Raw genomic sequence first — 21757 nt, 5'->3', positions numbered from 1 at the left:
TTCCCGCGGTTTGCTTTCGTCCACATCGCTTCCATGCCCTCGTCGAATCAAATCAACAGCATGGAATCACAAACGATTCATATCATTCAACTTCTTTGTGGACCGACACTCAGGCTCACCGGTATATGCGTATTCGCCGCTGGTTGTCGGGAACGAATAATAAATTGTGGCGTCACCCCACGCAACGCCGCTCAACACACCATTAATAGTCTGGTCGGTTGTTGATGTGACAGATTTGGTTGTATGCCCCGTCCCACTCATTGCTTCTCTCCATCTGAGCCTTTAATTTCTTTGCCACGTAATATTATTCCCAAAATCGAACGGTTCGCATTGCCATTATTCATAATATTCAGCCGCCTTCGCGCTTCCACTGTTAGAGGATGATCTGGATGGCGCTTTATAAACAGATCATAGGCTTCCGCTGTGCCTTGCTCGACCGCCATGTCAAATTCTTCACTGATGGCGATGTTGCCGTCCCGGGCGGGTGCAGCCTGTGTCGTTGGGCTTGCGCTGTCAGAACTCATGGGAGGCGATTTGGCCATGGTTATAATATCCGTACTTTGGCTGTAAGATTGGCCCGCACTCGTCGTCATAAGTATTGACAAGAAATATATTGAAATTATGATTGTCGGTTCTGTTTTCATTCTAACCGCCCACCGCAACGTAAGGGGTCACTCTCGAAAGAGGACGGCCGTTGGGATAGATCTGAGGAACGGTCGTGCCGCCGTCTCCGACAGTGATGACGAGACCAAGGCGCCAGTCACCGCGCGGGCGGATCAACCAATAGTGTCCCATCGGAGCCCCTCCAATCATCAAGCAAAATGCCGATAATGCCCTAAAGGCATATCGCGCATTTGTTCCGATGTCTATTAAAATGTATTTTTCGTTGCGTGCAGTGCGCAATATACTAATTGCGTTTTCGGCAGATTTCCTTCGAGCAAACGGCAATCGCTTGGTCGATCGCCTTCATCAGGACGGCCTGGTTTTCCTGGGGGTCGATCAGCGGGCTTCCCCTGGCCGCCTCGCGCAGGCGGGTCAGCGCCTCGACGCAGGTCCTCGCCCTAAAAGGCCGGTCCGGGTTCGGAGGCGTCAGGGCAAGGCGCTGTTCAGCCGAAGAGCCGGGCGCTTTCTTCGCAGAAGTACCTCCCGGCGCCACATGTCCGTTCGAACGTAGGGCCAAGCTGGGACTGTCTGGAATCGGTGAGGGGGCCGCTTCCGCGAACTGCCCGGCATTCAGGGACAGGAAGAGAACAAGAAAGGAAATTCTTCCAAATGCAGCCCAGCCGAAGTGGCGGTTCGAGCAGGGCCGGCCGAAACTGCAGGTGGAAATGGTCATAAGGCGGTCCGCTTTCGGAAAGGCCGGATCATTTCTGTCATTATGTGGCAAACCTATGGTCAGGTTGCCTTCGCCGTCAAATTCCACTGCGGCCTGCATTGTCGCTGACGGCAGCGCCAGACTCGCTGCGGCCCACGGGAAGAGCTGCGGTTATGGATCTGGCCGCTTGCGAAACCGCTTCGCGCATCCAGTGCGGCAAATCGCGGCTCGCAAAAGCTTGCGAGCCGGCGGCCGGCCACATATGCCCGTTCCGTCCTTCAATCCGGAACCCAGCGCCCATGTCCTTCAAGATCGCCACCTGGAACATCAACTCCGTGCGGCTGCGCATGCCGCTCGTCGAGCGCTTCCTGAAGGAGACCGCGCCGGACGTCTTGTGCCTGCAGGAAACCAAATGCCCGAACGACCAGTTTCCCGAAAAGGCGTTTCGGGCGCTCGGCTACCCGCATATCGCGATCCACGGACAGAAAGGCTATCACGGCGTCGCGACCGTCTCGAGACAGCCTTTCGACGACATCGTCCGGCAGGATTTCTGCGCCATCGGCGACGCGAGGCACTTGTCGACACGGCTGAGGGTCGGCGAGCGCCGCGTCCGGGTGCATAATTTCTACGTCCCCGCCGGCGGGGACGAGCCGGACCCGGCGATCAATCCGAAATTCCGCCACAAGCTCGATTTCATCGAGGAGATGCGGCTGATCGGCGCCGAGGCGGAGCCGGGCGTCTCGTCGTTGCTTGTCGGCGATCTCAACATCGCGCCGTTCGAGACCGACGTGTGGTCGCACAAGCAGCTTTTGAAAGTGGTGTCGCACACGCCGATCGAATGCGAGGGGCTGCTGAGGGCGCGCGACGACGGCAAATGGGTCGACCTGATGCGCCATCACATCCCGATGGAGGAGACGGTGTTCACCTGGTGGAGCTACCGCGCCAAGGACTGGGCGACGTCGAACCGCGGCCGGCGGCTCGACCATGTCTGGGGGTCGGCCGATCTCGCGCCGGCGCTTTCCGCCATCGATGTGCTCAGCGACGCGAGAGGCTGGGAGCGCCCGTCGGACCATGTCCCGGTGACCGCGACCTTCATGTTGTGACAAATCGCTCGGCCATGCGGCGGCGGGCGATCGTCTCGCAGGGTCCGCGACATCTATCCTGAGAACCGTTCCTCGAGCGCGAGGATCTGCCGGGTCATGTCGGCGAACTGAACCTTCAGCCGTTCATGCAGGCCGGCGGCGTATTCGGGGTATTCCTCCAGCATGCGCCGAAACAGCGACCGGGTTATCCTGAGCAGTTCGCAATCGGTCTCCGCCTTGGCGTTGGCAGGCCGGGTGGTCGCGGTGATCAATGCGAGTTCGCCGAGCAGCGTCCCCGGTCCATACACCCCGACGATCTTCTGTTGGCTGCCTCCTTGCCGAGCGAGCGCAACAGTGCCGGAGGCAATGACGAAACCGGCATCCGCCTGCGCATCCTGGCGAAAGACGATTTCCCCGGCGGCCAGGCGCCGGCGCTCGGCCCCGAAGGCGAGGAGACGCAATTGGTCGCTCGCCAAGCCTTCGAACAGCGGCACGTTTCTAAGGATCGCGATGTCGCTTTCAAGGCTCATCTCGTCGGAGTACCGTTTTCCTAGCCTGCGTCGCGGCCTTGATGGCCTTGATCCAGCGTCCGATGCGCGGTTTTTCCCGGCGGTCGGGTTGGCCGTGATCGCTCGGCTGTTCCTGCGCCACCGTTAACGGAGCCTTTTAATGAAGGGTAGAGAGAAAGCGAAACGAAACCGCAAGTCTATAGCGCGAGGCGATGCCCCTCGACCCGGCACAAGAAGAAACGAGGGACATTGCGAGATCGCTGAAGCGGCTTAGGGGACGAGCTTGTAGCCGCCGGACTCCGTGACCAGTATCCGGGCGTTTGACGGATCGGGCTCGATCTTCTGGCGCAGGCGATAGACATGGGTTTCGAGCGTATGGGTGGTGACGCCCGAATTGTAGCCCCAGACCTCCTCCAGGAGAACGTCCCGTGTGATGACCCGGCGGTCGGCGCGGTAGAGATAGCGGATGATCGCCGTCTCCTTCTCGGTCAGGCGGATCTTGCCGCCCTTCTCGTCGAGCAGCAGTTTCTGGCTCGGCTTGAAGACGTAAGGACCGACCTGGAAGGTGGCATCCTCGCTCTGTTCGTGCTGGCGCAATTGCGCGCGGATACGGGCGAGCAGCACCGCGAAACGGAAGGGCTTGATAACATAATCGTTGGCGCCGGCCTCGAGCCCGAGAATCGTGTCGGAATCGGTATTCTGGCCGGTCAGGATGATGATCGGCGCCTTGAAGCCGCCCTTGCGCAGAACCTTGACGGCCTCGCGTCCGTCCATGTCGGGCAGGCCGACATCCATGACCACGAGATCGATCAGTCCGGCTCTGGCCGTATTGATTCCTTTCGTCGCTGTGGGCTCTTGCAGCACGGCGAACTCCTCGTGCAGCGAAAGCTGCTCGGCGAGGGTCTGCCGGAGGTCGTCGTCGTCGTCGACGATGAGGATGCTGCGTGCGGTCATGCGATTCAGCCGTTCGGTTCTTGTCTCAAGGATGGCCGTAAGAAGGGGCGGCGCACATCCGAGCTTGTAACAATTCGTGACGACAAATGGGCCGATTGCAAGGAAAGTCAGGAAAAAAAGGCAAATGATGGGAAAAAATAGCGTGATCATGGTGCGCCGAGCCCCCGGATCGGGAACGCGCGGCCTTCTCGCGGCCGGCTCCCTGCGCATTCCCTGCGCGCTGGGCCGTACCGGCACGACGATCTTTAAACGCGAGGGCGACGGCGCCACCCCCGTGGCCTCGATGCGGCTGCTGTCGGCTTGGCATCGGCAAGGTCGGATGGCGCGGCCGGCGGCGCTGTTGCCGATTCGCGGTGTGCGGCAGGGGGTCGATCTGTGGTGCGACGCGCCGGCCCATCCCGCCTACAACCGCCATGTCCGCTCGCCGTTTTCCGCAAGCGCCGAAAGCCTCGCCCGGGCCGATCGGCTCTACGATTTCGTCGTCGTGCTCGACTGGAATATTAGCACCCGCGCCCGCTATCGCGGCAGCGCGATCTTTCTCCACATCGCCAGGGAAGGCTTCCCGCCGACCGAAGGCTGCGTCGCGGTGGCGTCGAAGGACATGCTGCGGCTCGCGCCACTGCTGGGGCCGGGGACGCGATTGATCGTTCAGCGTTGAGCGCGAGGCCGGTGACTATCGGCTTCTCCCTCGCCCGTCGCGGCTCGCTTCGCTCGAACCTCAGCAGGGGGAGAAGGACGTGGCGGCGACGTCGGGCGCCTGTTTCGTCAGTCCGCGCGCCACCGCCAGACGGTGGTGCGCTTGACCTCCGCGTCTTCCAACGCGCGGGTCACCGGCACCGCGTAAGTGGCGAGATGTTCGACGCGATCGGCCGGCAGGTAGCGACGGCCCGGATCGCCGACGAGGACGGTCAGGCCGTCGCGAGCGAGGCGATCGAACCAGGGCGCCACGGCGGCGGCCATGGCGGCGTCGTAGAAGACGTCCCCGGCGAGCAGGATGTCCGCGTCGAGCGGACCGCCGACGGGGTCGCGGTCGTCGAATGGAAGGTCGACGCCGTTGAGCGCGGCGTTGAGCCGGACGGCGGTCCGGCAGAACGGGTCGACGTCGATCGCCGTCAAGGCCGCGCCGGCCTTGACGGCGGCGATGGCGACGAGGCCGGAACCGGTGGCGAAGTCGACGACCCGGCGCCCGGCGATCTGCTCGGGATGGTCGAGGAGGAAGCGGGCGAGCGCCTGGCCGCCGGCCCAGGCAAACGCCCAGAACGGCGGCGACAGGCAGATTGCCTCGAGTTCTTCCTCGGTCTTCAGCCAGAGGTCATGCGCCTCGTCGGCCAGCCGCAGCCGGATTTCCGGCACATGCGGCGGGCAAAACACCGCCGTGTTGGCGAGGACGAAGACTTCGAAATCGCGATCGTCGGGCTTCAGCATTTTGGAGCCCCCGCGGCTGCGGCTCAGCCCGTCATCGCGGTGCCGGGATCGAGCCCGCCCATCTCGCAGATCAGCCGGAACTCCGATGGCTCGACCGGCTGGACGGAGAGCCGCGAATTGTTGACCAGCACCATGTCTTTCAGCTTGGGCTCCGCCTTGACGGCATCGAGGGAGACGGGCTCCGGCATGTCCATCAGCGCCTTGATGTCGACGCACTCCCATCGGGCGTCCTCGGTCGTTGAATCCGGATGGGCCTCGGCGACGACCTCGACGATGCCGACGACTTCCTTGCCCTCGTTGGAATGGTAGAAGAAGCCGCGGTCTCCGATCTTCATGTCACGCATGAAGTTGCGCGCCTGGTAATTGCGGACCCCATCCCATTCCTGGCCCTTGGCGCCGGCCTTTTTCTGGTGGTCGAAGGACCATTTGTTGGGCTCGGATTTGAACAGCCAATAACGCATGTCCGCCTCGCCTTAAGCCGCCGCCGGGTTCTTGATCGCCCAGTTCCAGGGGCGAACCGCGACATTGTCGAACAGCCCGGCCTTGGCATAGGGGTCGTCGGCGGCGATCGATTGGGCCGCGCCCAGACTGTCCGCCTCGATGACGACGAGGCTGCCGCAGGGCTTGTCATTCCCGTCGAGGAACGGACCGGCGAATTTCAGCGCGTCGCCGAGGCCGTTCAGAAATTCCAGATGCGCCGGGCGGTTATCGAGGCGAAGCTGCAGCGAATCCGGCTTGTCGTCGCAAAGAAGGGCGTAGAGCATAAAAAATCCTGTGATCGGCGTGAGTTGAGTTGGTCCGAGCTGGCGAACGCGGCGAAGGGTAAGGGTCTCCGTGCGGGTTTCAATCGAATTCGCGCTTCAAGGGTCGCGCGAGCAGCGACTGCACGGCGGCGTCGACATCGAGTTCGCTCGACAGGATCGCCGCAACGGTCGCGATGATCGGCGCGTCGATGCCAAGGTCGTGCGCCAGGCGGGCGGCGATTTCGGCGGTGAAGACGCCTTCGGCGAGTTTCAGCCCGGAGCGGTCGTCGCCCCGACCAAGGGCCATTCCATAGGCGAAATTGCGCGATTGCGGGCTGGAGCAGGTCAGCACGAGATCGCCGAGACCGGACAGGCCCATCAGCGTCTCCGGCTGGCCGCCGAAGGCGGCGCCGAGGCGGCGCAACTCGACGAAGCCGCGGGTGATGATCGCGGCCTGCGCCGAGGCGCCGAGGCCGCGGCCGACCACCGCCCCGGCGGCGAGCGCCAGGACGTTCTTCAACGCGCCACCGGCCTCGACGCCGACGACGTCGCTGGCGGCATAGCAGCGGAAGGTCTCGGTCGACAGAAGCCGCGCGGCGCGGTCGGCGAGGGCAGGCTCGCCGGCGGCGATGGTGACGGCCGTCGGCAGGCCGCGCGCGACATCGGCGGCGAAGCTCGGGCCGGAGAGCACCGCGAGCGGCTGGGCGGGCTGGGCTTGCGAGAAGATTTGCGAGGCGAAGCGGCCGGTGCCGCGCTCGATTCCCTTGGCGCAGAGCACGGCCAGCGCACCGGGCGGAACCAAGCCATCCAGCTCGGCCGTCGCGACGCTCAGCGACTGAGCCGGGACGACGAAGAGCACGATGTCGGCGCCGGCGAGCGCCTCGGCCGGGTCGCTGGTCGCGGCGAGGCTGTCGGGGAGGCCGATATCCGGGAGATAGCGTGCGTTGCGATGCGCGCGGTTGATAGCAGCCACGGTCTCCGCGTCGCGGGCATAAAGCATCGTGCGATGTCCGGCGCGAGCGTAGAGACAACCGAGCGCCGTGCCCCAGGCGCCGCCGCCGACGATCGCGAAGCGCGTCATGCCTTGGCTCCGCGCCGGCCGAAGCCGACCATCGGCTGCGACTTTTCGTCGAGCGGCCAGCGTGAACGCACCGGGGCGTCGAGCCCGTCGAGGAGCCCGGCCTCGAAGCGCTCCAGCCCGGCATAGGCGATCATCGCGGCGTTGTCGGTGCACAGCGCCGGCGGCGGCGCCACCAGCCGCACGCCCGCCTTGGCGGCTTCTGCCTCCAGCGCGGTGCGGATCGTGCGATTGGCCGCGACGCCGCCGGCCACCGCGAGGACGGGATCGGCAAGCTCTGGAAAGCTTTCGCGAAACCGTGCCAGCGCCCGGCCAATGCGATCGCCGAGACTGTCGGCGGCGGCCGCCTGGAAGCTGGCGCAGAGATCGGCGACGTCCTTGCTCGACAGGGGCGAGGCGGCCTCGGCGGCGAGCCGCACCGCGGTCTTGAGGCCGGAGAAGGAAAAGTCGAGCCGGGCTTCGCCCTTCAGCGGTCGGGGCAAGGCGAATCGCTTCGGGTCGCCGCCTTCGGCCGTCCGCTCGACATTCGGGCCGCCGGGATGGGGAAGCCGCAACAGCTTCGCCGTCTTGTCGAAGGCCTCGCCCAGCGCGTCGTCGATCGTCGTTCCCCACCGCTCGTAATCGCCCAACGCCCGGACCAGGACGATCTGGCTGTGCCCGCCCGAGACCAGCAGCAGGAGGTAAGGGTAGGCGAGGCGGTCGGTCAGCCGCGGGGTGAGAGCGTGACCTTCGAGGTGATTCACCGCGATGAAGGGCAGGCCTCTGGCCGCGGCGATCGCCTTGCCGGTCATTGCGCCGACGATCAGGCCGCCGACCAGGCCGGGGCCGGCGGTGGCGGCGACCGCGGACAGATCGCCGAAGCCTGTGTTCGCATCCGCCATCGCCGCCCGAACGATGCCGTCGAGCGCCTCGACATGGGCGCGCGCGGCAATCTCGGGCACGACGCCGCCGAACGCGGCGTGCTCCTCGACCTGGGACAGAACGACGTTCGACAGGATCGCCGGTGCGCCCGACGCGTCGCGGCCGACGATGGACGCGGCGGTCTCGTCGCAGCTCGTCTCGATGCCGAGGATCAGCGTGCCATTCATGGGGCTTCCTTTCGAGCGGTTCTTCTACCGCCTTCGCCGCAAGATGGAAGAGCGCCGCCGCCGGCTCGCCGCTGCCATTGATTTCGGCGGGACCGATCCCCTATGCAAGGGCACGATCATGCCGGCCGACGCCGGGGCGATGCAACGACAGGGGCATCTATGGGGACGAACGACATTATCCGCATCGGGACACGTGGCAGCCAACTGGCGTTGGCCCAGGCCAGCGAGGTGCGGGCGCGGCTGATGGCCGCCCATGATCTGCCCGAGGACGCTTTCGCGATCGCGGTGATTTCGACCTCCGGCGATCGCATTCTCGATCGGCCGCTGTCGGAGGTCGGCGGCAAGGGCCTGTTCACCAAGGAGATCGAGGCCGCGCTGCTGGAGGATCGGATCGATCTCGCCGCCCATTCGTCCAAGGACATGGCGACAGCGATTCCGGACGGCCTGAGGATATCGGCGTTCCTGCCGCGTGAGGACGTGCGCGACGCCTTCATCGGGCGAAGCGGCCGCACGATCGCCGATCTGCCGCAGGGCGCGACGGTCGGCTCCGCCTCGCTGCGGCGCCAGGCGCTGTTGAAGCGGCTGCGGCCGGATCTCAACGTCGTCAATTTTCGCGGCAACGTTCAAAGCCGGCTGCGCAAGCTCGGGGAAGGCCAGGTCGACGCGACGCTGCTGGCGCTCGCCGGGCTCAATCGCATGGACATGAGCCATGTCGCGACCGACATTCTCGACGTTGAGGCGTTTCCGCCGGCGCCGGGTCAGGGCGCGATCTGCATCGAAAGCCGGATCGGCGATGCAAGGATCGATACGCTGGTCGCGGCGATCGGACATCGCGAGACGACCGACGCATTGACGGCCGAGCGCGCCTTCCTTGCCGCGCTCGACGGTTCCTGCCGGACGCCGATCGCCGCCCATGCGACGCGCCATGACGACGGCACGCTGACCCTGCACGGCATGATCCTGACGCCGGATGGCGTCGGGATGCACGAAACCCGGCGCAGCGGCGTCGTTGCGGATGCCGAGGCCATCGGGCGGCTGGCCGGGCGCGACGTCCTTGAGGCGGCCGGACCCGGCTTCTTCGACGGCTGGGCGACGTGAACGGCCGCGAGCGAACGCTAGGTCCGCGATGGCGCGCGTCCTGATCCTGCGCGAGCGCGACGAGGCGAGGCGCACCGCCGAAGCGCTCGAGGCGCGGGGCCACCAGCCACTGATCCTGCCGCTGGAAGCGGCGCGGCCGCTCGACCAACGGCCGCCGCAGGGAGCGTTCACCGGCTTCGCCGTCACCAGCGCCCGGGCCGTGCCCGCCCTCGCCCGGCATTTTCCCGCCGACCCGCGGCCGGTCTTCGCGGTCGGCGAGCGAACTGGCAAGGCGGCGCGCGAGGCGGGCTTTCCAGACGTGCGGGTTGCCGGCGGGACAGCGCCCGACATCGCACGCCTCGCCGATGCCGCCGGTCTTTCCGTCGAGACCGCGCTGCTTTACGCTGCGGGCAAAACGCGGACCGGCACGCTGGAGGAGGCATTTAATGCGGCGGCGATCCCCTATGCCGTCTGGGAGGTCTATGAGATGGTCCGCCTCGCGCCGGACGAAGCGACGGTCGCTTCCGTGCTCGGCGGCGCGGCGCCGGACGCCGTACTCGTGCTTTCTGCGGGGCAGGCGGAGGCATTTTGCGGGCTCGCCGCACGGCTGCCGAAGCTGTTCCAGCCGATGCCCGCCATTCTCGCTCTGTCGCGGCGAATCGCCGAGGCGCTGTCGCCCGCGCTTCGCCGCGATGCGATAATTTCTTCCGATGCCCGGCTTGCTTCGCTTTTCGAATGCATCGACTAACCTAGTTTGATCGTTGGAACGAGACGATGCTTGCACGGCCCGCACGAATGAAGGACGAATACGCCTCGATTGAGTGCGGCGCGCGAAACGGGCGATTCCACGCGCGGAGCCAGCAGGAATGGAGCAAACGCGATGACCAACCGTCCCCGGCGGTCGAAGCCGAAGCAGACGCGTGGGCAAACGATCGATCTCAAAGCGGAAAAGAGCACTGTGACTGACGGCGACAAGACAACGAATACCGAGGCACAGACCGTGGCGACATCGGGCGGCGGCACCAGTACGCCTGCGACGACGACGGCGCAGCCGACCGTTCCGGCGTCCGCAGAGCGAGCTGGCGCGACATCGCCCGTCGTGTCGAGCGCGGCGGCCTCGGCACCGTCCAAGCCAAGCGACGCGAAGCCGGCGCCCAGTGCGTCGGCCGCGTCCACGCCGTCTACGAAAGAGGACGTCAAGGCCGGGGCTGCGACGGGCGGAGCGCTTGCATCGTCATCCGCCAAGCCGGCCGTAGCCAGCGGCGCGCCGGGATCGGTGCCCGCTACGCCAGCGGGGTCGCCGCCCGTCGTCGGAGGCGGGAAGCCTCCCGTCGCCTCGCCCAGCGCAGCGACCAAGCCGGGCATGGCCACTACGAGCACGAGCGCTTCGAACGCAAAGTCCGGCGACGCCAAGACGACGCCGTCGTCCCTGGCGGCGCCCTCGTCTGCCATCAAGTCCGGGCCTACTGACACGAGCCGGCCTTCGTCGAATCCCGCAAGCACGTCCGCCACGACGGCCACGTCGGCCTCGACCGCGCCCGCGCGGCCGCCGGCGTCGCCCGCGACGGGCACCGGCTCTTCGAGAAGCGCCGCGCCGGCCAGCTCTTCTGGGACCGGCTTCGGCGGCGCTCTGGCAGCCGGCATCATCGGAGCGATCCTGGCTTTGGGTGGCGCGGCGGCGTTGCAGGCGGGCGGCTATCTGCCCGCGCTCGGCGGCGTGCAGGAGACCGGCGAAGTTGCGGCAAGCGCCGAACAGCTCGATGCTTTGAGCGGCGAGGTCGCAGCCTTGCGCGACCAGGTGCAAAGCGCGCCCGCCGCACCGGCTGAAAATGGCGCGGCGGCGGAACAATTGACGGCGCTCGGTCAGCGGATCGAGACGCTCGAAACCTCCGCGTCCACCGCCGGAGCGGAGGCGACCGCGGGACTGCAGCAGGCCGGCGAGACCGCGGTGGCGGCACAACAGACCGCCACGGCTGCGCAAGAGACCGCCGCAGCCGCGCAAGAGACCGCTAACGCGGCGCAACAGGCCGCGACCGCCGCGCAGCAATCGGCGACGCAGGCCAATGAGGCCGCAACGGCGACGCAACAGGCTGCGGAGCAGGCAAGCGCGAAGGTCGATGAGGCCGCCGCCCAGTTCGAGAGCCGGATCGCCGGAATGGAAGCGAACAACCGCCGCGCTGACGGGGCGCTTGCGGCGGCGAATTTGAAATCCGCCATCGACCAAGGCGGGCCGTTCATGAGCCAGCTCGAAACCTATGCCGAGGCCACGGGCGCCGGCGCCGCGACCGAGGATTTGCGGGCGTTCGCGGCCGACGGCGTGCCGTCGAAGCAGGCATTGGCCGCCGAGTGGCCGGCGGTCGAGGACAAGATCGCCGAAAGCCTGCGGCCAGCGCAGCCCGACGCGCCGGTGCAGGAGCAACTGCTGTCGGGGTTGCGCTCCCTCGTCCAGGTGCGACCTGCCGGCCCCGCCCCGGCGGAAGCCAAGGGGCCGGATGCCGTGCTCTCGCGGCTTAACGCGGCCATCGAGAGTGGCGACCTCGCCGGATGGCAATCCGAATGGCAGACGCTGCCCCAGGCGGGACAGGACGTCAGCCAAGACTTCGCGAGCCGCGTGGCGGCGCGGCTAACGGCGGACCGCGTCGTTGCCGAGGCGCTGTCCTCGGCGCTTGCCCCGGCGCCGGCGGGCGGAGCCGATAGCCAGCCACCGGCTGACCAGCCGACCGGCCAAGCCAACCAGGGCTAAGGAATTAACATGCTGCGAATCCTCGCCTTCTTTCTCATCGTTTTGGCCGCCGGCATCGGTTTTTCCTGGCTGGCGGACAATCCCGGCCAAGTGACCTTCGTCTGGCAGGGGCAGAATGTCGAAACCAGCCTGATGATGTTCCTGATCGCGCTCGGTGCGCTGATCGCCGCAATTCTCCTCGTCCTCTGGCTGGTCGGGGCCTTCTTCAAGACGCCGGGCGCTATCGGCAGCTGGTGGAGCACCCGCAAGCGCGATCGCGGCTACCATGCGCTGTCGGCCGGCATCCTGGCCGCCGGTGCTGGCGACGCGATCGAGGCGCGGCGTATGACCAAGCGCAGCGAAAAGCTGCTGGACACACGCAAGGAGCCGCTGATTCGCTTCCTTGACGCCCAGACGGCGATGATCGAGGGAGACCACGCGCGGGCGCGGGGCGCCTTCGAGCAGATGGAGCGCGACCCCGAGACGCGCTTGCTCGCGCTGCGCGGCCTGTTCCTGGAGGCCGAGCGCGTCGGTGACGAGGGTGCGGCCCGCCATTATGCCGAGCGAGCGGTGCGGATCGCGCCGCATGTGCCCTGGGCCGGCGGTGCCGTTCTGGAAGCCAAGTCGCTTGCCGGCGAGTGGGACGGGGCGCTCGATATTCTCGAGGCGCAGAAGAATACCCGCCTGATCGACCGGGACGAATCCAAGCGGCTGCGCGCAGTGCTTCTGACCGCCAAGGCGATGACCGTCGCCGAAAGCGATCCGTCGGCCGCCAAGGCCGCCGGCATCGAGGCGCAGAAGCTCGCGCCTGAGCTGACCCCAGCCGCCCTGGTGGCGGCGGAAGCGCTATTCCGGCTCGGCGACCTTCGGCGCGGCGCCAAGATCCTTGAATCCAGCTGGACGCACGCCCCCCATCCGGACATCGCCGAGGCTTATGTACGCGCGCGGCCCGGCGACTCCGCCGAGGACCGTCTGAAGCGAGCGCGCAAGCTGCACGGTCTTCGTCCCGGCAATTTCGAGGCGGAGATGTGTCTCGCCCGCGCCGCGCTCGACGCTGGCGACTTCGCGTTGGCGCGCAAGTCGGCGCTCGCGGCGGTTGAGGCGGAACCGCGCGAAAGCGGTTACCTGCTGCTTGCCGACATTGAGGAAGAAGACACCGGCGAGGTGGGCCGGGTGCGCGAATGGTTGGCCAAGGCAATCCGCGCGGAGCGCGATCCGGCCTGGACCGCCGACGGCTATGTGTCGAGGGTCTGGGCGCCGACATCACCGGTCACCGGGCGGCTGGATGCCTTCCGCTGGAAGGTGCCGGTCGAGCACATGGGTGGCGAAGGCCGGCTCATCGAAGCCGATGCGGGCCGCGATGCCCAGACCATCGAAGTGACCGAAATTCCGGCGGCCGAGCCGAAGCGCACCGACAAGGCGGTGGACGCACTGGCCACGTCGATCGAGGCCGGGAAGGGCGGAGACGGCTCAGCTTCCGCGCCCAAACAGCCGAGCGCTGCGGCGACGGACAGCGGTCCGCAAAAGACCGAAAAACCGTCGGCAAACGGTATGCCCGCCCAATCCAAGCCGGAACCCGCGAAGGCCGGGGATGCCTCCGCCGGCGGCAAGAACAAGTCGGATGGCGACAAGCCTGCGGAAAGCAACGCGGCCCCGACCAGCGAGGACCGCAAGGAGGCTCGCTTCGCTTGACCGAGTCGATCCATCAACCGGGCGCGGCGTGAGATGATGTTCGAGGCGTTTCGGGACTTCGTGCAGACGATCGGCAGAGACGAGACGGCGCGAGATGCGGCGGGCGCTGACGATTTACGGGTCGCGACCGCAGCGCTTTTGTTCCACATCATCGGCGCCGACGGCATCGTCACGGACGACGAGCGGAAAAAAATGCGGGCGGTGCTGGCGCAAGAGTTCCAGCTCGACCCGACCGAGACCGACAGGATAGCCGAGGCCGGTCGCGAGGCGGATGCCGGGGCCGTCGATCTCTATCAGTTCACCTCGGTCCTCAATGCGCGGCTGGAGGCGGAGCACCGGGTTCGTTTCGTCGAGATGCTGTGGGAGGTAACCTACGCCGACGGCGAGGTGCATGAACTCGAGGACAATCTGATCTGGCGCATTTCCGACCTTCTCGGGGTTTCGACGCGGGACCGGATGTTGATGAAGCGGGAGGCGGCGGACAGGAGCGGGCTTTCCGACTGATGGCCTATTACGACAAGCGCGAACAGGATGCTGCCGAAACGGTCCGTCATGCGGCGGCGGAACACCGCTACAGTCTCGACGGCGCGGACCGGCGGCCAATACTGGTCGTCCTGCATCAGGAAAGCTCGACACCCGGCCGCGTCGGGCAATTGCTTGAGGCGCACGGCGTCACGCTCGACATCCGCCGGCCGGTGATGGGCGATCCCCTGCCGGAGACCCTGGATGGGCATGGCGGCGCCATCGTCTTCGGCGGGCCGCCCAGCGCCAACGATACCGATGCGCATCTCATTCGGGAGATCGATTGGCTCAAGGTGCCATTGGCCGAGGAGCGACCGTTTCTCGGTATCTGCCTCGGCGCGCAGATGCTCGCCAAGCATCTTGGTGCACCGATCGCCAGCCATCCGCATGGTTTTGCCGAGGTCGGCTATTACCCGATCCAGCCGACCACCGAGGGGCGGATGCTGATGCCACACTGGCCGGACATGGTCTATCAATGGCATCGGGAGGGCTTCGACCTGCCGCATGGCGCGAAACGTCTGGCCAAGGGCGACTGGTATCCGAACCAGGCGTTCAGCTATGGCAAGGCCGCCTACGGGGTGCAGTTCCATGCCGAACTGACGCTCGCCATGATGCACCGCTGGACGACGCGCGGGCATGAACGGCTGAAGCTGCCGGGCGCGCAGGGGCGGCGTCAGCACTTCGACGGGCGGGCGATCTACGACGCGCCGATCCGGCGCTGGCTGGAAGAATTCCTCGCCAGGATTTTCGGGGCGCGGGTGGAGGAGTGAGACCGGATCATGCCATCCAGCACGACGCTCACCACCATCGGCTTCGATGCCGACGACACGCTCTGGCACAATGAACGGTTCTTCCAGCTGACCGAGGCTCGGTTTCGCGAGATGCTCGCGGACCATGCGACGGGTGAGGTCGTGTCCAGCCGGCTGCTCGATGCCGAACGCCGCAACCTTGCCCGTTACGGCTTCGGTATCAAAGGCTTTGTCCTGTCGATGATCGAGACCGCTCTTGATGTCACTGGCGACAACGCCTCGCCGGCGATCGTGCGCCAGATCATCGACGCCGGCCGGGAGATGCTGGAGCATCCGGTCGAGACGCTGCCGGAGGCTCAGGAGACGCTGGAAGCGCTCGCCGGGCGCTACCGGCTGGTGCTGATCACCAAGGGCGATCTGTTCGACCAGGAAAGGAAGCTCGCCGCCTCCGGACTCGGCGATTTCTTCGACGCGGTCGAGATCGTCAGCGACAAATCGGCGGCGACCTACGAACGGATTTTCGCGCGCCACGGCGACGGGCCGGCGCGGGCGATGATGGTCGGCAATTCGCTGAAATCGGACGTCCTGCCGGCGCTCGCCGCGGGCAGCTACGGCGTGCACGTGCCGCATGATCTGACCTGGGCGCTGGAACGCGCCGAGGCGCCGGCGGACGACCCGCGCTTTCGCCGCATCGAGCGGCTCGGCGAAGTGGCGGGGCTGATTGGGGCGCTCGGCTGAACCTCTTCGGCGGGCAGAGGTGTCAGTCCCGTCCGGCGAGATGGCGAACCTGGCGGAGTTCCGGAAACATCCAGGCCCAGAGGCCGGTGACGCCCACGGTCGCGGCACCGCCTACGACCACGGCCGGCACCGCGCCGATCCAGAACGCCATGACCCCGGCGCGGAATTCGCCGAGTTCGTTGGAGGCGCCAAGGAACACCATGTTGACGGCGTTGACCCGGCCGCGCACCGCGTCCGGCGTCCACAGCTGCAGCAAGGTCTCGCGGACATAGACGCTGATCATGTCGGAGGCGCCCATCAGCACGAGCGCGACGATCGCCAGCCAGGGGACGGTGGCGAGGCCGAAGACCACCGTGAAGGCGCCGAACAGGCCGACAAAGGCGAACATGATCGCGCCGGCATTGTCCTTGACGGGATGGGCGGCCAGCCAGACCGCCATGGCGACGGCGCCGATGCCGGGCGCGGCGCGCAATAAGCCAAGGCCCCAGGGGCCGACCTCCAGCACGTCGCGGGCATAGACCGGCATCAGCGCCACTGCGCCGCCCATGAGCACCGCGAAGAGGTCGAGCGAGATGGCACCGAGCACCACTTTTTCCGACCAGATGTAGCGGAATCCGGCGACGACGGTCTCAAAGCTCGCCGGCTCGGAAACGCGCTTGCGGGCGGGCGCGCGGATCGACATCACCAGCGTCGCGGCGCCGAGAAAGAGCGCGAGGCCGGTGGCATAGGCGGCGAGCGGCGAGACGCCGTAGAGGAGGCCGCCGGCGACCGGGCCGACGATCGCCGCGATCTGCCAGGAGGAGGAGTTCCAGGCAATGGCGTTGGCGAGTTCCTGCCGGGTCACGAGATTGACCACGAGTGACTGCGAGGACGGGCCGAAGAAGGCGCGGGCGATACCGAAGCCGACGAGGACGGCGAAGACCGGCAGCGGCGAGGCGAGGCCGTGCCACGTCAGCAGTAGCAGGGCGAGTGCCCCGATCGCCTCGACAAAAATGGCCAGTCCCATGATCAGCCGCCGCGAAAACCGGTCGGCCGCCGCCCCCGTGACGAGAACCAGAAGAAGCGCAGGCAGGAACTGGCAAAGGCCGATAATGCCGAGATCCAGCGGGTTGCGGGTCAGATCGTAGATCTGCCAGCCGACCGACACGATGACGATCTGGATGGCGAAGGTGGAGAAAAAGCGGGCGAGCCAGTAGCGCAGGAAGCGGGGATTGCGGAAGGCGGCGAAGCGGTCGTCATCCGGAATGGCGCTCCCGTCGGAGGCGGGTTGCGCGCCGGCCTCGGCTTCCACGTCCTGGGTCACGACCGCACCTGCCATGGCTCAGCCCGAACCGTCGGGCGCGTCATACCAGGCTTACGGGGCGTCCTGGACAAGCATGAGACTGGCTGGTGGAGCTGAGCGGGATCGAACCGCTGACCTCGTCATTGCGAACGACGCGCTCTCCCAACTGAGCTACAGCCCCGTCCACCATTGCGTTCGCGATATAGGGTGCGGGGCTCGGCGGTGTCAACGGGCAATCGGCGGCGCCGTCGTGACTTGGCGCCGCCGTCGCCGGCTTGCGATTTCAAGGGGCGATGGCTACATCGGGGCACGTCGTCGCAAAGGTCCGGATATTCATGCTCGCAGTCACCTATGTTCTTTATCAGGCGCTCAACCTGTATTGGTGGATCGTCATCGCATCGGCGATCCTCTCCTGGCTCTACGCCTTCAACATCGTCAATCCGGGCAACCCCTTCGTCGATTCGGTTGGGCGCTTCCTGTGGCAGCTGACCGAGCCGGTCTATCGGCGCATCCGCAAGGTGCTGCCCGATCTCGGCGGCATCGACCTGTCGCCGCTGGTCGTGCTGTTCGGGATCATGTTCCTGCAGTATCTGCTGGTCTATTATGTCAACCCGGCGATTTACAGCGTCGGCGTCTGAGCCGGTCGCGCGACTGTCGGCTGTGGCCGAGCCGGGCCTCTGGCGCGTCGTCGATGACGGCGTGCTCGTGCAGGTCAGGCTGACGCCGAAATCCTCGGTCGACCGAATCGACGGACGGGAAGCGGGTGCGGAAGGGCGTTTGCATCTACGCGCCCGGGTCCGGGCGGTGCCGGAGGACGGCAAGGCGAACAAGGCGTTGACGGCCATGCTGGCGAAACATCTTGGGGTGCCGAAATCGGCCGTTACCGTGGTCGCCGGTCACACATCACGCGCGAAGACATTGCGGATCGAGGGCGATCTGCTGGTGCTGGTCGACGCGCTTGAGGCACTCTGAAGGATCACCATCCCCATCGTACTGCGGACGCAAAAACGCCGCCCGTCCGTTGTTCACGGCGGCGGCGCTCAAGCGGTATCTCGTCGGATCGCCGGCCCGGAAGGCGTAGCGGTCCGATGCTCGATCAAAGCGTTACAGCGTCCTTTGTGCGTCCGAAAGGACGCACGCCGCATTAGCGGCCGAAGCGAACAGCGCGCGCGATGTCGGCACGGCCTACGCCGATGTCGGACAGGGCGCGGTCGTCCATCATGGACAACTGGCGAATGTCGTTGCGCTGGTTGCGGTAAGCCTGCAGGCGGCTGGTGAGATGGCGAAACATGGTTCTGTCCAGACAGGTCGTTGCGATGACCCAGACATAGTATATTGCGTTGCACAAGAGCAGGGCATTAAATTGCAAATCTCGTGTGCAAACTGCGCATGACAAAGGCACCCGGCTGTTTACCGGATATCAATCGTTCATGAAATGGGCATACTTTGTTCGCGGAAGGTTGCGGCTATGCGAGCGGCGCTCGCGCGCCGCCCGCCCGGTTTCGCTTAGGCCTTGGTCTGCTTCTCGCGTTCGATGGCTTCCGTGATCAGGGTGCGCGCCTTGTCGCTATCGCCCCAATCGCCGATCTTCACCCACTTGCCGGGTTCCAGATCCTTGTAGTGCTCGAAGAAATGCTCGACCTGCTGCAGGGTGATCTCCGGCAGGTCCTTGTATTCCGTGACCATCTCGAAACGGCGGGTGATGTGCGGCGAGGGCACGGCGATGATCTTCTCGTCCTGGCCCTTGTTGTCTTCCATGACCAGAACGCCGATCGGCCGGCAGTTGATGACGCAGCCGGGAAACAGCGGGCGGGTGTTGCAGATCAGGACGTCGATCGGATCGCCATCGTCGGACAGTGTATGCGGAACGAAGCCGTAATTCCCCGGATAGGTCATCGGCGTGTAGAGGAACCGGTCGACGACGAGGCAACCGGCCTCCTTGTCCATCTCGTATTTGATCGGATGGCCGCCCAGCGGCACCTCGATGATGACGTTGATATCGTCGGGGGGGGTGTTGCCGATGGCGATCGCATCGATGCGCATGATCTGTCCTCTTCACGGTCTCGGGCCGGCCGGTCGGCGCCTCAGGGGTACCGACGGCGTGAACGCCGGGATTGGCTTGCCAAAGCGCGGGGAAATCTCGATCTGAGGCGCCTTGGGGGTTGCCCGATGCTCTAGCCGCTCCCGGAGGGCGGTGCAACAAACCCGTGCGATCGCCTTGCGCCCGTTATCGGGGCCAGACGAAAGCGATCTTGCCGAGGTTTCGGCCCTCGAACACTTCGCTGCCCTCGGCGACATCGGCGCCGCCGAGCCGCGCATAGAAGTCGAGGGCCTGGTGATTGTCCGCGAGCGCCCAGACCACCAGACCGGTCAGGCGGCGGTCGGCCAGCAGGCCTCTGGCCGCCTTGAACAGGCGCCCGCCGAAGCCCAGCCCCTGATATTCCGGTCGGATGTAGAGTTCGTAGATCTCGCCCTCGGCCTTGATCGCCTCGGCCCGGTTGTCCCCGAGCGTGGCATAGCCGATCGTTTCGCCGGCGAACTCGACCACCAGGATCGCCGCACCGCCGCGGATCGCCCGTGCCCACCAGGCTTGGTGACGCCGCCCGATCATCCGGGAGAGACTATGGTGGGGGATCAAGCCGGCATAGGCGCCGCGCCATGCCGCCTCATGCACCGCCGCCAGCGCCGCGGTGTCACGCGGTTCGGCTAAGCGAGTTTCGGCGACAATCGTGTTCATCGGATATTAACCATAAACCGTCTCGACCGATCCGTCTCGTTCGCCGGTTCATATTTCCGCTGATCGTCCGCGAACATCAATCGGGCCGCGGCGTTGCCGACGCGGTCGCCCGGTTTGTCCCCGGCTTTTTGAGTTTGGCGGAGGAGGCGTCCGACCTATCGCGGCGGACGACAGCACTGACTCGAATGACCGATTGGAGAGCGCCTCACTTTCGGTCGAGGACCCCGTGCGCCAGAGCGCGCTGGATACCGGCGATGTCGGCGCGGCGCGATAATTGACGCAACAGCGGCGGCTGTCCGCTCATCCACAGCGTCAGTTCGGAATCGGCGTCGAAATTGCCGGCCGTCTCGATCGCGAACATGGTGATCGAGCGATAGGGGATCGTTTGGATATGCCGTTTGCGGCCGGTCATGCCCTGCTTGTCGACGATGATCAGGCGAAGATCGGTGAACACGAACAGATCGCGGACGACTCGAAACGCCAAATCAACGTCTTCGTCAGCCAGCAGAATCGGGTCGAGGTCGCTCCGCACCTCGTCGATATCGGCGTCGCTGGTCAGTCCCATGATACCGGAAAGAAGACCCATTTCCCCGCTCGCTTTTCGTTGTCGTTATCTTGGGTGACTGGATAGCGATCCCGCGCCCGCTGTCCACAACCGTGCGTCGAGGGTGCCGACATCCGCCGATGATGGATAAGAAAAGCTTACGCCGACGACAGAATTTGAAAGTATGTCTATAGGGGAGGGAGGGGTACGATCGAGAAAAACCGGCGAAGACGTGTGCGAACGCACGCGATCCCGGTTTATGGGAGGTCATCTTGAAGCACGGTATCCGACATCTGTTCATCCCCGGCCCGACCAACGTTCCCGAGCGCGTCCGTCGCGCCATGAACGTGCCGATGGAGGATCAGCGCTCCCCGGACTTGCCCGAACTGACCTTGCCGCTGTTCCGCGACCTGAAGAAGGTCTTTCAAAACAAGGACGGCCGCGTTTTCATGTACCCCTCCTCGGGGACGGGCGCCTGGGAGGCGGCTATCCAGAACACGCTCGCGCGCGGCGACAAGGTGCTGATGTCGCGCTTCGGCCAGTTCTCGCATCTGTGGGTGGATATGGCGATCCGCCTCGGCCTCGACGTGACGGCGATCGACGTCCAATGGGGCGCCGGCGTGCCATTGGACGAATACGAGCGCGTCATCGCCGCCGACAAGGCGCACGAGATCAGGGCAGTCTTCGCCACCCAGAATGAAACGGCGACCGGCGTGGCCTCGGACATCGCCGGGCTCCGCAAGCTGCTCGACGCCCATTCGCACCCTGCGCTGATCTTCGTCGACGGCGTCTCGTCGATCGCCTCGATCGATTTTCGCCAGGACCAATGGGGCGTCGATCTGGCCGTCGCCGGCTCGCAGAAGGGCTTCATGCTACCGGCCGGACTGTCGTTCCTGTCGGTATCGGAAAAAGCCATGGCCGCGTATCGGGACAACCGCCCGAAGATGGAGCGGTGCTACTTCTCCTTCGCCGACATGATCGCGACCAACGATCAGGGCTATTTCCCCTATACGCCGCCGACGCAGTTCTTCCACGGGCTAAGGGTCGCGCTCGACATGCTGTTCGAGGAAGGGCTCGACAATGTCTTCGCCCGCCATCACCGGCTGGCCGAAGGCGTCCGGCGCGGTGTCGCCGGCATGGGGCTGAAGCTTCAGGCGGTGGCGCCGCAATGGTATTCGGACACGGTCTCGGCCATTCGCGTGCCGGAGGGCGTCGATGCCAACGCGGTGCTCAAGATCGCCTATGAGCGCTACGAAACCTCATTCGGCAGCGGGCTCGCGCAATTATCGGGCAAGGTGTTCCGTATCGGCCATCTCGGCGATCTCAATGCGGGGATGTGCCTGACCGCGCTGAGCATTGCCGAGATGGCGCTGGTCGACGTCGGCGCACGGATCGAGCTCGGATCCGGCGTCGCGGCGGCGCAGAATTATTACCGCGGCGAGGCGGCCGAGGCGGCCAGCTCGCAAGTGGCGGCCGCGTAACGCGTTTGATCGCGCGACC

Annotated in this window: 27 protein-coding genes and 1 tRNA gene; 12 read left to right on the top strand and 16 right to left on the bottom strand. The window is 65.8% G+C overall.

The window, feature by feature from the left end; all coding sequences use genetic code 11:
- Window positions 1–257: 257 nt before the first annotated feature.
- Entirely contained in the window at window positions 258–542 is a 285-nt protein-coding gene (locus VQ045_RS14815) for a hypothetical protein (RefSeq protein WP_331830645.1), read from the bottom strand.
- 365 nt (window positions 543–907) lie between these two features.
- Window positions 908–1435, bottom strand: a complete 528-nt coding sequence (locus VQ045_RS14810; protein WP_331830644.1) for a hypothetical protein — start codon at window positions 1433–1435, stop codon at window positions 908–910.
- 179 nt (window positions 1436–1614) lie between these two features.
- Here VQ045_RS14810 and VQ045_RS14805 point away from each other — a divergent pair, with 179 nt between their 5' ends.
- The gene (locus tag VQ045_RS14805; protein WP_331830643.1) at window positions 1615–2418 is read left to right on the top strand and encodes an exodeoxyribonuclease III; all 804 of its coding nucleotides are present in this window, start codon (window positions 1615–1617) and stop codon (window positions 2416–2418) included.
- A 53-nt stretch (window positions 2419–2471) separates the two neighbouring features.
- Here the strand turns inward: VQ045_RS14805 and VQ045_RS14800 are convergent, their stop codons facing one another.
- Both VQ045_RS14800 and VQ045_RS14795 read right to left on the bottom strand, forming a co-directional pair.
- On the bottom strand, window positions 2472–2927 hold the full coding sequence (locus tag VQ045_RS14800; RefSeq protein ID WP_331830642.1) for a cyclic nucleotide-binding domain-containing protein: 456 nt from the start codon (window positions 2925–2927) through the stop codon (window positions 2472–2474).
- Between the two features lie 249 nt (window positions 2928–3176).
- The gene (locus VQ045_RS14795; protein WP_331830641.1) at window positions 3177–3860 is read right to left on the bottom strand and encodes a response regulator transcription factor; all 684 of its coding nucleotides are present in this window, start codon (window positions 3858–3860) and stop codon (window positions 3177–3179) included.
- A 124-nt stretch (window positions 3861–3984) separates the two neighbouring features.
- Here VQ045_RS14795 and VQ045_RS14790 point away from each other — a divergent pair, with 124 nt between their 5' ends.
- Entirely contained in the window at window positions 3985–4518 is a 534-nt protein-coding gene (locus tag VQ045_RS14790; RefSeq protein ID WP_331830640.1) for a L,D-transpeptidase family protein, read from the top strand.
- 107 nt (window positions 4519–4625) lie between these two features.
- On the opposite strand, the gene VQ045_RS14785 is transcribed toward VQ045_RS14790, so the two are convergent.
- From VQ045_RS14785 to tsaD, 5 genes are all read right to left on the bottom strand, one after another.
- Window positions 4626–5285: a class I SAM-dependent methyltransferase gene (locus VQ045_RS14785; protein ID WP_331830639.1), complete on the bottom strand. Its 660-nt coding sequence runs from the start codon at window positions 5283–5285 to the stop codon at window positions 4626–4628.
- Between the two features lie 23 nt (window positions 5286–5308).
- Complete coding sequence (locus tag VQ045_RS14780) at window positions 5309–5746, bottom strand: EVE domain-containing protein (protein ID WP_331830638.1); 438 nt, start codon at window positions 5744–5746, stop codon at window positions 5309–5311.
- Window positions 5747–5758: 12 nt separating this feature from the next.
- Window positions 5759–6049: a YciI-like protein gene (locus VQ045_RS14775; protein ID WP_331830637.1), complete on the bottom strand. Its 291-nt coding sequence runs from the start codon at window positions 6047–6049 to the stop codon at window positions 5759–5761.
- 79 nt (window positions 6050–6128) lie between these two features.
- Window positions 6129–7109 carry an NAD(P)H-dependent glycerol-3-phosphate dehydrogenase gene (locus tag VQ045_RS14770; protein ID WP_331830635.1) on the bottom strand — a complete coding sequence of 327 codons (981 nt, stop codon included), beginning with the start codon at window positions 7107–7109 and terminating at the stop codon, window positions 6129–6131.
- Window positions 7106–8194, bottom strand: coding sequence for a tRNA (adenosine(37)-N6)-threonylcarbamoyltransferase complex transferase subunit TsaD (gene tsaD / locus VQ045_RS14765; RefSeq protein ID WP_331830633.1), 1089 nt, complete (start codon window positions 8192–8194; stop codon window positions 7106–7108). Before tsaD ends, VQ045_RS14770 begins: the two co-directional genes overlap by 4 nt.
- Before the next feature lie 159 nt (window positions 8195–8353).
- Here tsaD and hemC point away from each other — a divergent pair, with 159 nt between their 5' ends.
- A complete protein-coding gene (gene hemC / locus VQ045_RS14760; RefSeq protein ID WP_331830632.1) occupies window positions 8354–9292 on the top strand; it encodes a hydroxymethylbilane synthase in 939 nt (312 codons plus the stop codon).
- Between the two features lie 28 nt (window positions 9293–9320).
- Window positions 9321–10019: a uroporphyrinogen-III synthase gene (locus tag VQ045_RS14755; protein ID WP_331830631.1), complete on the top strand. Its 699-nt coding sequence runs from the start codon at window positions 9321–9323 to the stop codon at window positions 10017–10019.
- Here VQ045_RS14755 and VQ045_RS14750 read toward each other — a convergent pair.
- Window positions 10016–10918 carry a hypothetical protein gene (locus VQ045_RS14750; protein ID WP_331830630.1) on the bottom strand — a complete coding sequence of 301 codons (903 nt, stop codon included), beginning with the start codon at window positions 10916–10918 and terminating at the stop codon, window positions 10016–10018. The genes VQ045_RS14755 and VQ045_RS14750 overlap by 4 nt on opposite strands.
- A gap of 16 nt (window positions 10919–10934) precedes the next feature.
- Here VQ045_RS14750 and VQ045_RS14745 point away from each other — a divergent pair, with 16 nt between their 5' ends.
- Genes VQ045_RS14745 through VQ045_RS14725 form a run of 5 tightly spaced genes read left to right on the top strand, consistent with a single transcriptional unit; the run spans window position 10935 to window position 15694 of the window.
- Window positions 10935–12014 (top strand): COG4223 family protein, encoded by a 1080-nt coding sequence (locus VQ045_RS14745; RefSeq protein ID WP_331830629.1) that lies wholly within the window; start codon window positions 10935–10937, stop codon window positions 12012–12014.
- 9 nt (window positions 12015–12023) lie between these two features.
- Complete coding sequence (locus VQ045_RS14740; protein WP_331830628.1) at window positions 12024–13685, top strand: heme biosynthesis protein HemY; 1662 nt, start codon at window positions 12024–12026, stop codon at window positions 13683–13685.
- A 36-nt stretch (window positions 13686–13721) separates the two neighbouring features.
- Window positions 13722–14189, top strand: a complete 468-nt coding sequence (locus tag VQ045_RS14735; RefSeq protein WP_327622780.1) for a tellurite resistance TerB family protein — start codon at window positions 13722–13724, stop codon at window positions 14187–14189.
- Complete coding sequence (locus VQ045_RS14730; RefSeq protein ID WP_327622779.1) at window positions 14189–14977, top strand: glutamine amidotransferase; 789 nt, start codon at window positions 14189–14191, stop codon at window positions 14975–14977. Before VQ045_RS14735 ends, VQ045_RS14730 begins: the two co-directional genes overlap by 1 nt.
- Window positions 14978–14986: 9 nt before the next feature.
- On the top strand, window positions 14987–15694 hold the full coding sequence (locus VQ045_RS14725) for an HAD family hydrolase (RefSeq protein WP_327622778.1): 708 nt from the start codon (window positions 14987–14989) through the stop codon (window positions 15692–15694).
- Between the two features lie 22 nt (window positions 15695–15716).
- Here the strand turns inward: VQ045_RS14725 and VQ045_RS14720 are convergent, their stop codons facing one another.
- Together VQ045_RS14720 and VQ045_RS14715 are read right to left on the bottom strand one after the other, a co-directional pair.
- Window positions 15717–17012 carry an MFS transporter gene (locus tag VQ045_RS14720; protein ID WP_327622777.1) on the bottom strand — a complete coding sequence of 432 codons (1296 nt, stop codon included), beginning with the start codon at window positions 17010–17012 and terminating at the stop codon, window positions 15717–15719.
- 69 nt (window positions 17013–17081) lie between these two features.
- Window positions 17082–17157: transfer RNA gene (locus VQ045_RS14715), tRNA-Ala, on the bottom strand.
- Window positions 17158–17311: 154 nt separating this feature from the next.
- Between VQ045_RS14715 and VQ045_RS14710 the strand changes: the two genes are divergently transcribed.
- Both VQ045_RS14710 and VQ045_RS14705 read left to right on the top strand, forming a co-directional pair.
- The gene (locus VQ045_RS14710) at window positions 17312–17614 is read left to right on the top strand and encodes a YggT family protein (protein ID WP_327622776.1); all 303 of its coding nucleotides are present in this window, start codon (window positions 17312–17314) and stop codon (window positions 17612–17614) included.
- Between the two features lie 22 nt (window positions 17615–17636).
- Window positions 17637–17948: a DUF167 family protein gene (locus VQ045_RS14705; protein ID WP_331830627.1), complete on the top strand. Its 312-nt coding sequence runs from the start codon at window positions 17637–17639 to the stop codon at window positions 17946–17948.
- A 172-nt stretch (window positions 17949–18120) separates the two neighbouring features.
- Here the strand turns inward: VQ045_RS14705 and VQ045_RS14700 are convergent, their stop codons facing one another.
- The 4 genes from VQ045_RS14700 to VQ045_RS14685 all read right to left on the bottom strand — a co-directional run bounded on the left by VQ045_RS14700 (window position 18121) and on the right by VQ045_RS14685 (window position 20299).
- Window positions 18121–18267 (bottom strand): DUF1127 domain-containing protein, encoded by a 147-nt coding sequence (locus tag VQ045_RS14700; protein ID WP_327622775.1) that lies wholly within the window; start codon window positions 18265–18267, stop codon window positions 18121–18123.
- Window positions 18268–18482: 215 nt separating this feature from the next.
- Window positions 18483–19019: an inorganic diphosphatase gene (gene ppa, locus VQ045_RS14695; protein ID WP_327622774.1), complete on the bottom strand. Its 537-nt coding sequence runs from the start codon at window positions 19017–19019 to the stop codon at window positions 18483–18485.
- A 184-nt stretch (window positions 19020–19203) separates the two neighbouring features.
- Window positions 19204–19713: a GNAT family N-acetyltransferase gene (locus tag VQ045_RS14690; protein ID WP_331830626.1), complete on the bottom strand. Its 510-nt coding sequence runs from the start codon at window positions 19711–19713 to the stop codon at window positions 19204–19206.
- 205 nt (window positions 19714–19918) lie between these two features.
- Window positions 19919–20299 carry a PH domain-containing protein gene (locus tag VQ045_RS14685; RefSeq protein ID WP_331830625.1) on the bottom strand — a complete coding sequence of 127 codons (381 nt, stop codon included), beginning with the start codon at window positions 20297–20299 and terminating at the stop codon, window positions 19919–19921.
- Window positions 20300–20529: 230 nt separating this feature from the next.
- Between VQ045_RS14685 and VQ045_RS14680 the strand changes: the two genes are divergently transcribed.
- Window positions 20530–21738 carry an aminotransferase class V-fold PLP-dependent enzyme gene (locus VQ045_RS14680; RefSeq protein ID WP_331830624.1) on the top strand — a complete coding sequence of 403 codons (1209 nt, stop codon included), beginning with the start codon at window positions 20530–20532 and terminating at the stop codon, window positions 21736–21738.
- Window positions 21739–21757 lie beyond the last annotated feature (19 nt).

Origin of the sequence: Aurantimonas sp. E1-2-R+4, from assembly GCF_036549515.1 — a bacterium.
GTDB classification, from domain to species: domain Bacteria; phylum Pseudomonadota; class Alphaproteobacteria; order Rhizobiales; family Rhizobiaceae; genus Aurantimonas; species Aurantimonas coralicida_A.
This window is presented reverse-complemented; position numbering and strand designations above follow the sequence as displayed.

Coding starts and splice junctions, on each gene's coding strand:
- VQ045_RS14720 (WP_327622777.1), bottom strand. CDS start 17,012: ATGGCAGGTGCGGTCGTGACCCAGGACGTGGAAGCCGAGGCCGGCGCG.
- VQ045_RS14790 (WP_331830640.1), top strand. CDS start 3,985: ATGATGGGAAAAAATAGCGTGATCATGGTGCGCCGAGCCCCCGGATCG.
- VQ045_RS14775 (WP_331830637.1), bottom strand. CDS start 6,049: ATGCTCTACGCCCTTCTTTGCGACGACAAGCCGGATTCGCTGCAGCTT.
- VQ045_RS14815 (WP_331830645.1), bottom strand. CDS start 542: ATGGCCAAATCGCCTCCCATGAGTTCTGACAGCGCAAGCCCAACGACA.
- VQ045_RS14735 (WP_327622780.1), top strand. CDS start 13,722: ATGTTCGAGGCGTTTCGGGACTTCGTGCAGACGATCGGCAGAGACGAG.
- VQ045_RS14730 (WP_327622779.1), top strand. CDS start 14,189: ATGGCCTATTACGACAAGCGCGAACAGGATGCTGCCGAAACGGTCCGT.
- VQ045_RS14750 (WP_331830630.1), bottom strand. CDS start 10,918: ATGATGCCGGCTGCCAGAGCGCCGCCGAAGCCGGTCCCAGAAGAGCTG.
- VQ045_RS14785 (WP_331830639.1), bottom strand. CDS start 5,285: ATGCTGAAGCCCGACGATCGCGATTTCGAAGTCTTCGTCCTCGCCAAC.
- VQ045_RS14685 (WP_331830625.1), bottom strand. CDS start 20,299: ATGGGTCTTCTTTCCGGTATCATGGGACTGACCAGCGACGCCGATATC.
- ppa (WP_327622774.1), bottom strand. CDS start 19,019: ATGCGCATCGATGCGATCGCCATCGGCAACACCCCCCCCGACGATATC.
- VQ045_RS14770 (WP_331830635.1), bottom strand. CDS start 7,109: ATGACGCGCTTCGCGATCGTCGGCGGCGGCGCCTGGGGCACGGCGCTC.
- VQ045_RS14725 (WP_327622778.1), top strand. CDS start 14,987: ATGCCATCCAGCACGACGCTCACCACCATCGGCTTCGATGCCGACGAC.
- VQ045_RS14805 (WP_331830643.1), top strand. CDS start 1,615: ATGTCCTTCAAGATCGCCACCTGGAACATCAACTCCGTGCGGCTGCGC.
- VQ045_RS14690 (WP_331830626.1), bottom strand. CDS start 19,713: ATGAACACGATTGTCGCCGAAACTCGCTTAGCCGAACCGCGTGACACC.
- VQ045_RS14710 (WP_327622776.1), top strand. CDS start 17,312: ATGCTCGCAGTCACCTATGTTCTTTATCAGGCGCTCAACCTGTATTGG.
- VQ045_RS14795 (WP_331830641.1), bottom strand. CDS start 3,860: ATGACCGCACGCAGCATCCTCATCGTCGACGACGACGACGACCTCCGG.
- VQ045_RS14800 (WP_331830642.1), bottom strand. CDS start 2,927: ATGAGCCTTGAAAGCGACATCGCGATCCTTAGAAACGTGCCGCTGTTC.
- VQ045_RS14700 (WP_327622775.1), bottom strand. CDS start 18,267: ATGTTTCGCCATCTCACCAGCCGCCTGCAGGCTTACCGCAACCAGCGC.
- VQ045_RS14810 (WP_331830644.1), bottom strand. CDS start 1,435: ATGCAGGCCGCAGTGGAATTTGACGGCGAAGGCAACCTGACCATAGGT.
- VQ045_RS14755 (WP_331830631.1), top strand. CDS start 9,321: ATGGCGCGCGTCCTGATCCTGCGCGAGCGCGACGAGGCGAGGCGCACC.
- VQ045_RS14780 (WP_331830638.1), bottom strand. CDS start 5,746: ATGCGTTATTGGCTGTTCAAATCCGAGCCCAACAAATGGTCCTTCGAC.
- VQ045_RS14740 (WP_331830628.1), top strand. CDS start 12,024: ATGCTGCGAATCCTCGCCTTCTTTCTCATCGTTTTGGCCGCCGGCATC.
- tsaD (WP_331830633.1), bottom strand. CDS start 8,194: ATGAATGGCACGCTGATCCTCGGCATCGAGACGAGCTGCGACGAGACC.
- hemC (WP_331830632.1), top strand. CDS start 8,354: ATGGGGACGAACGACATTATCCGCATCGGGACACGTGGCAGCCAACTG.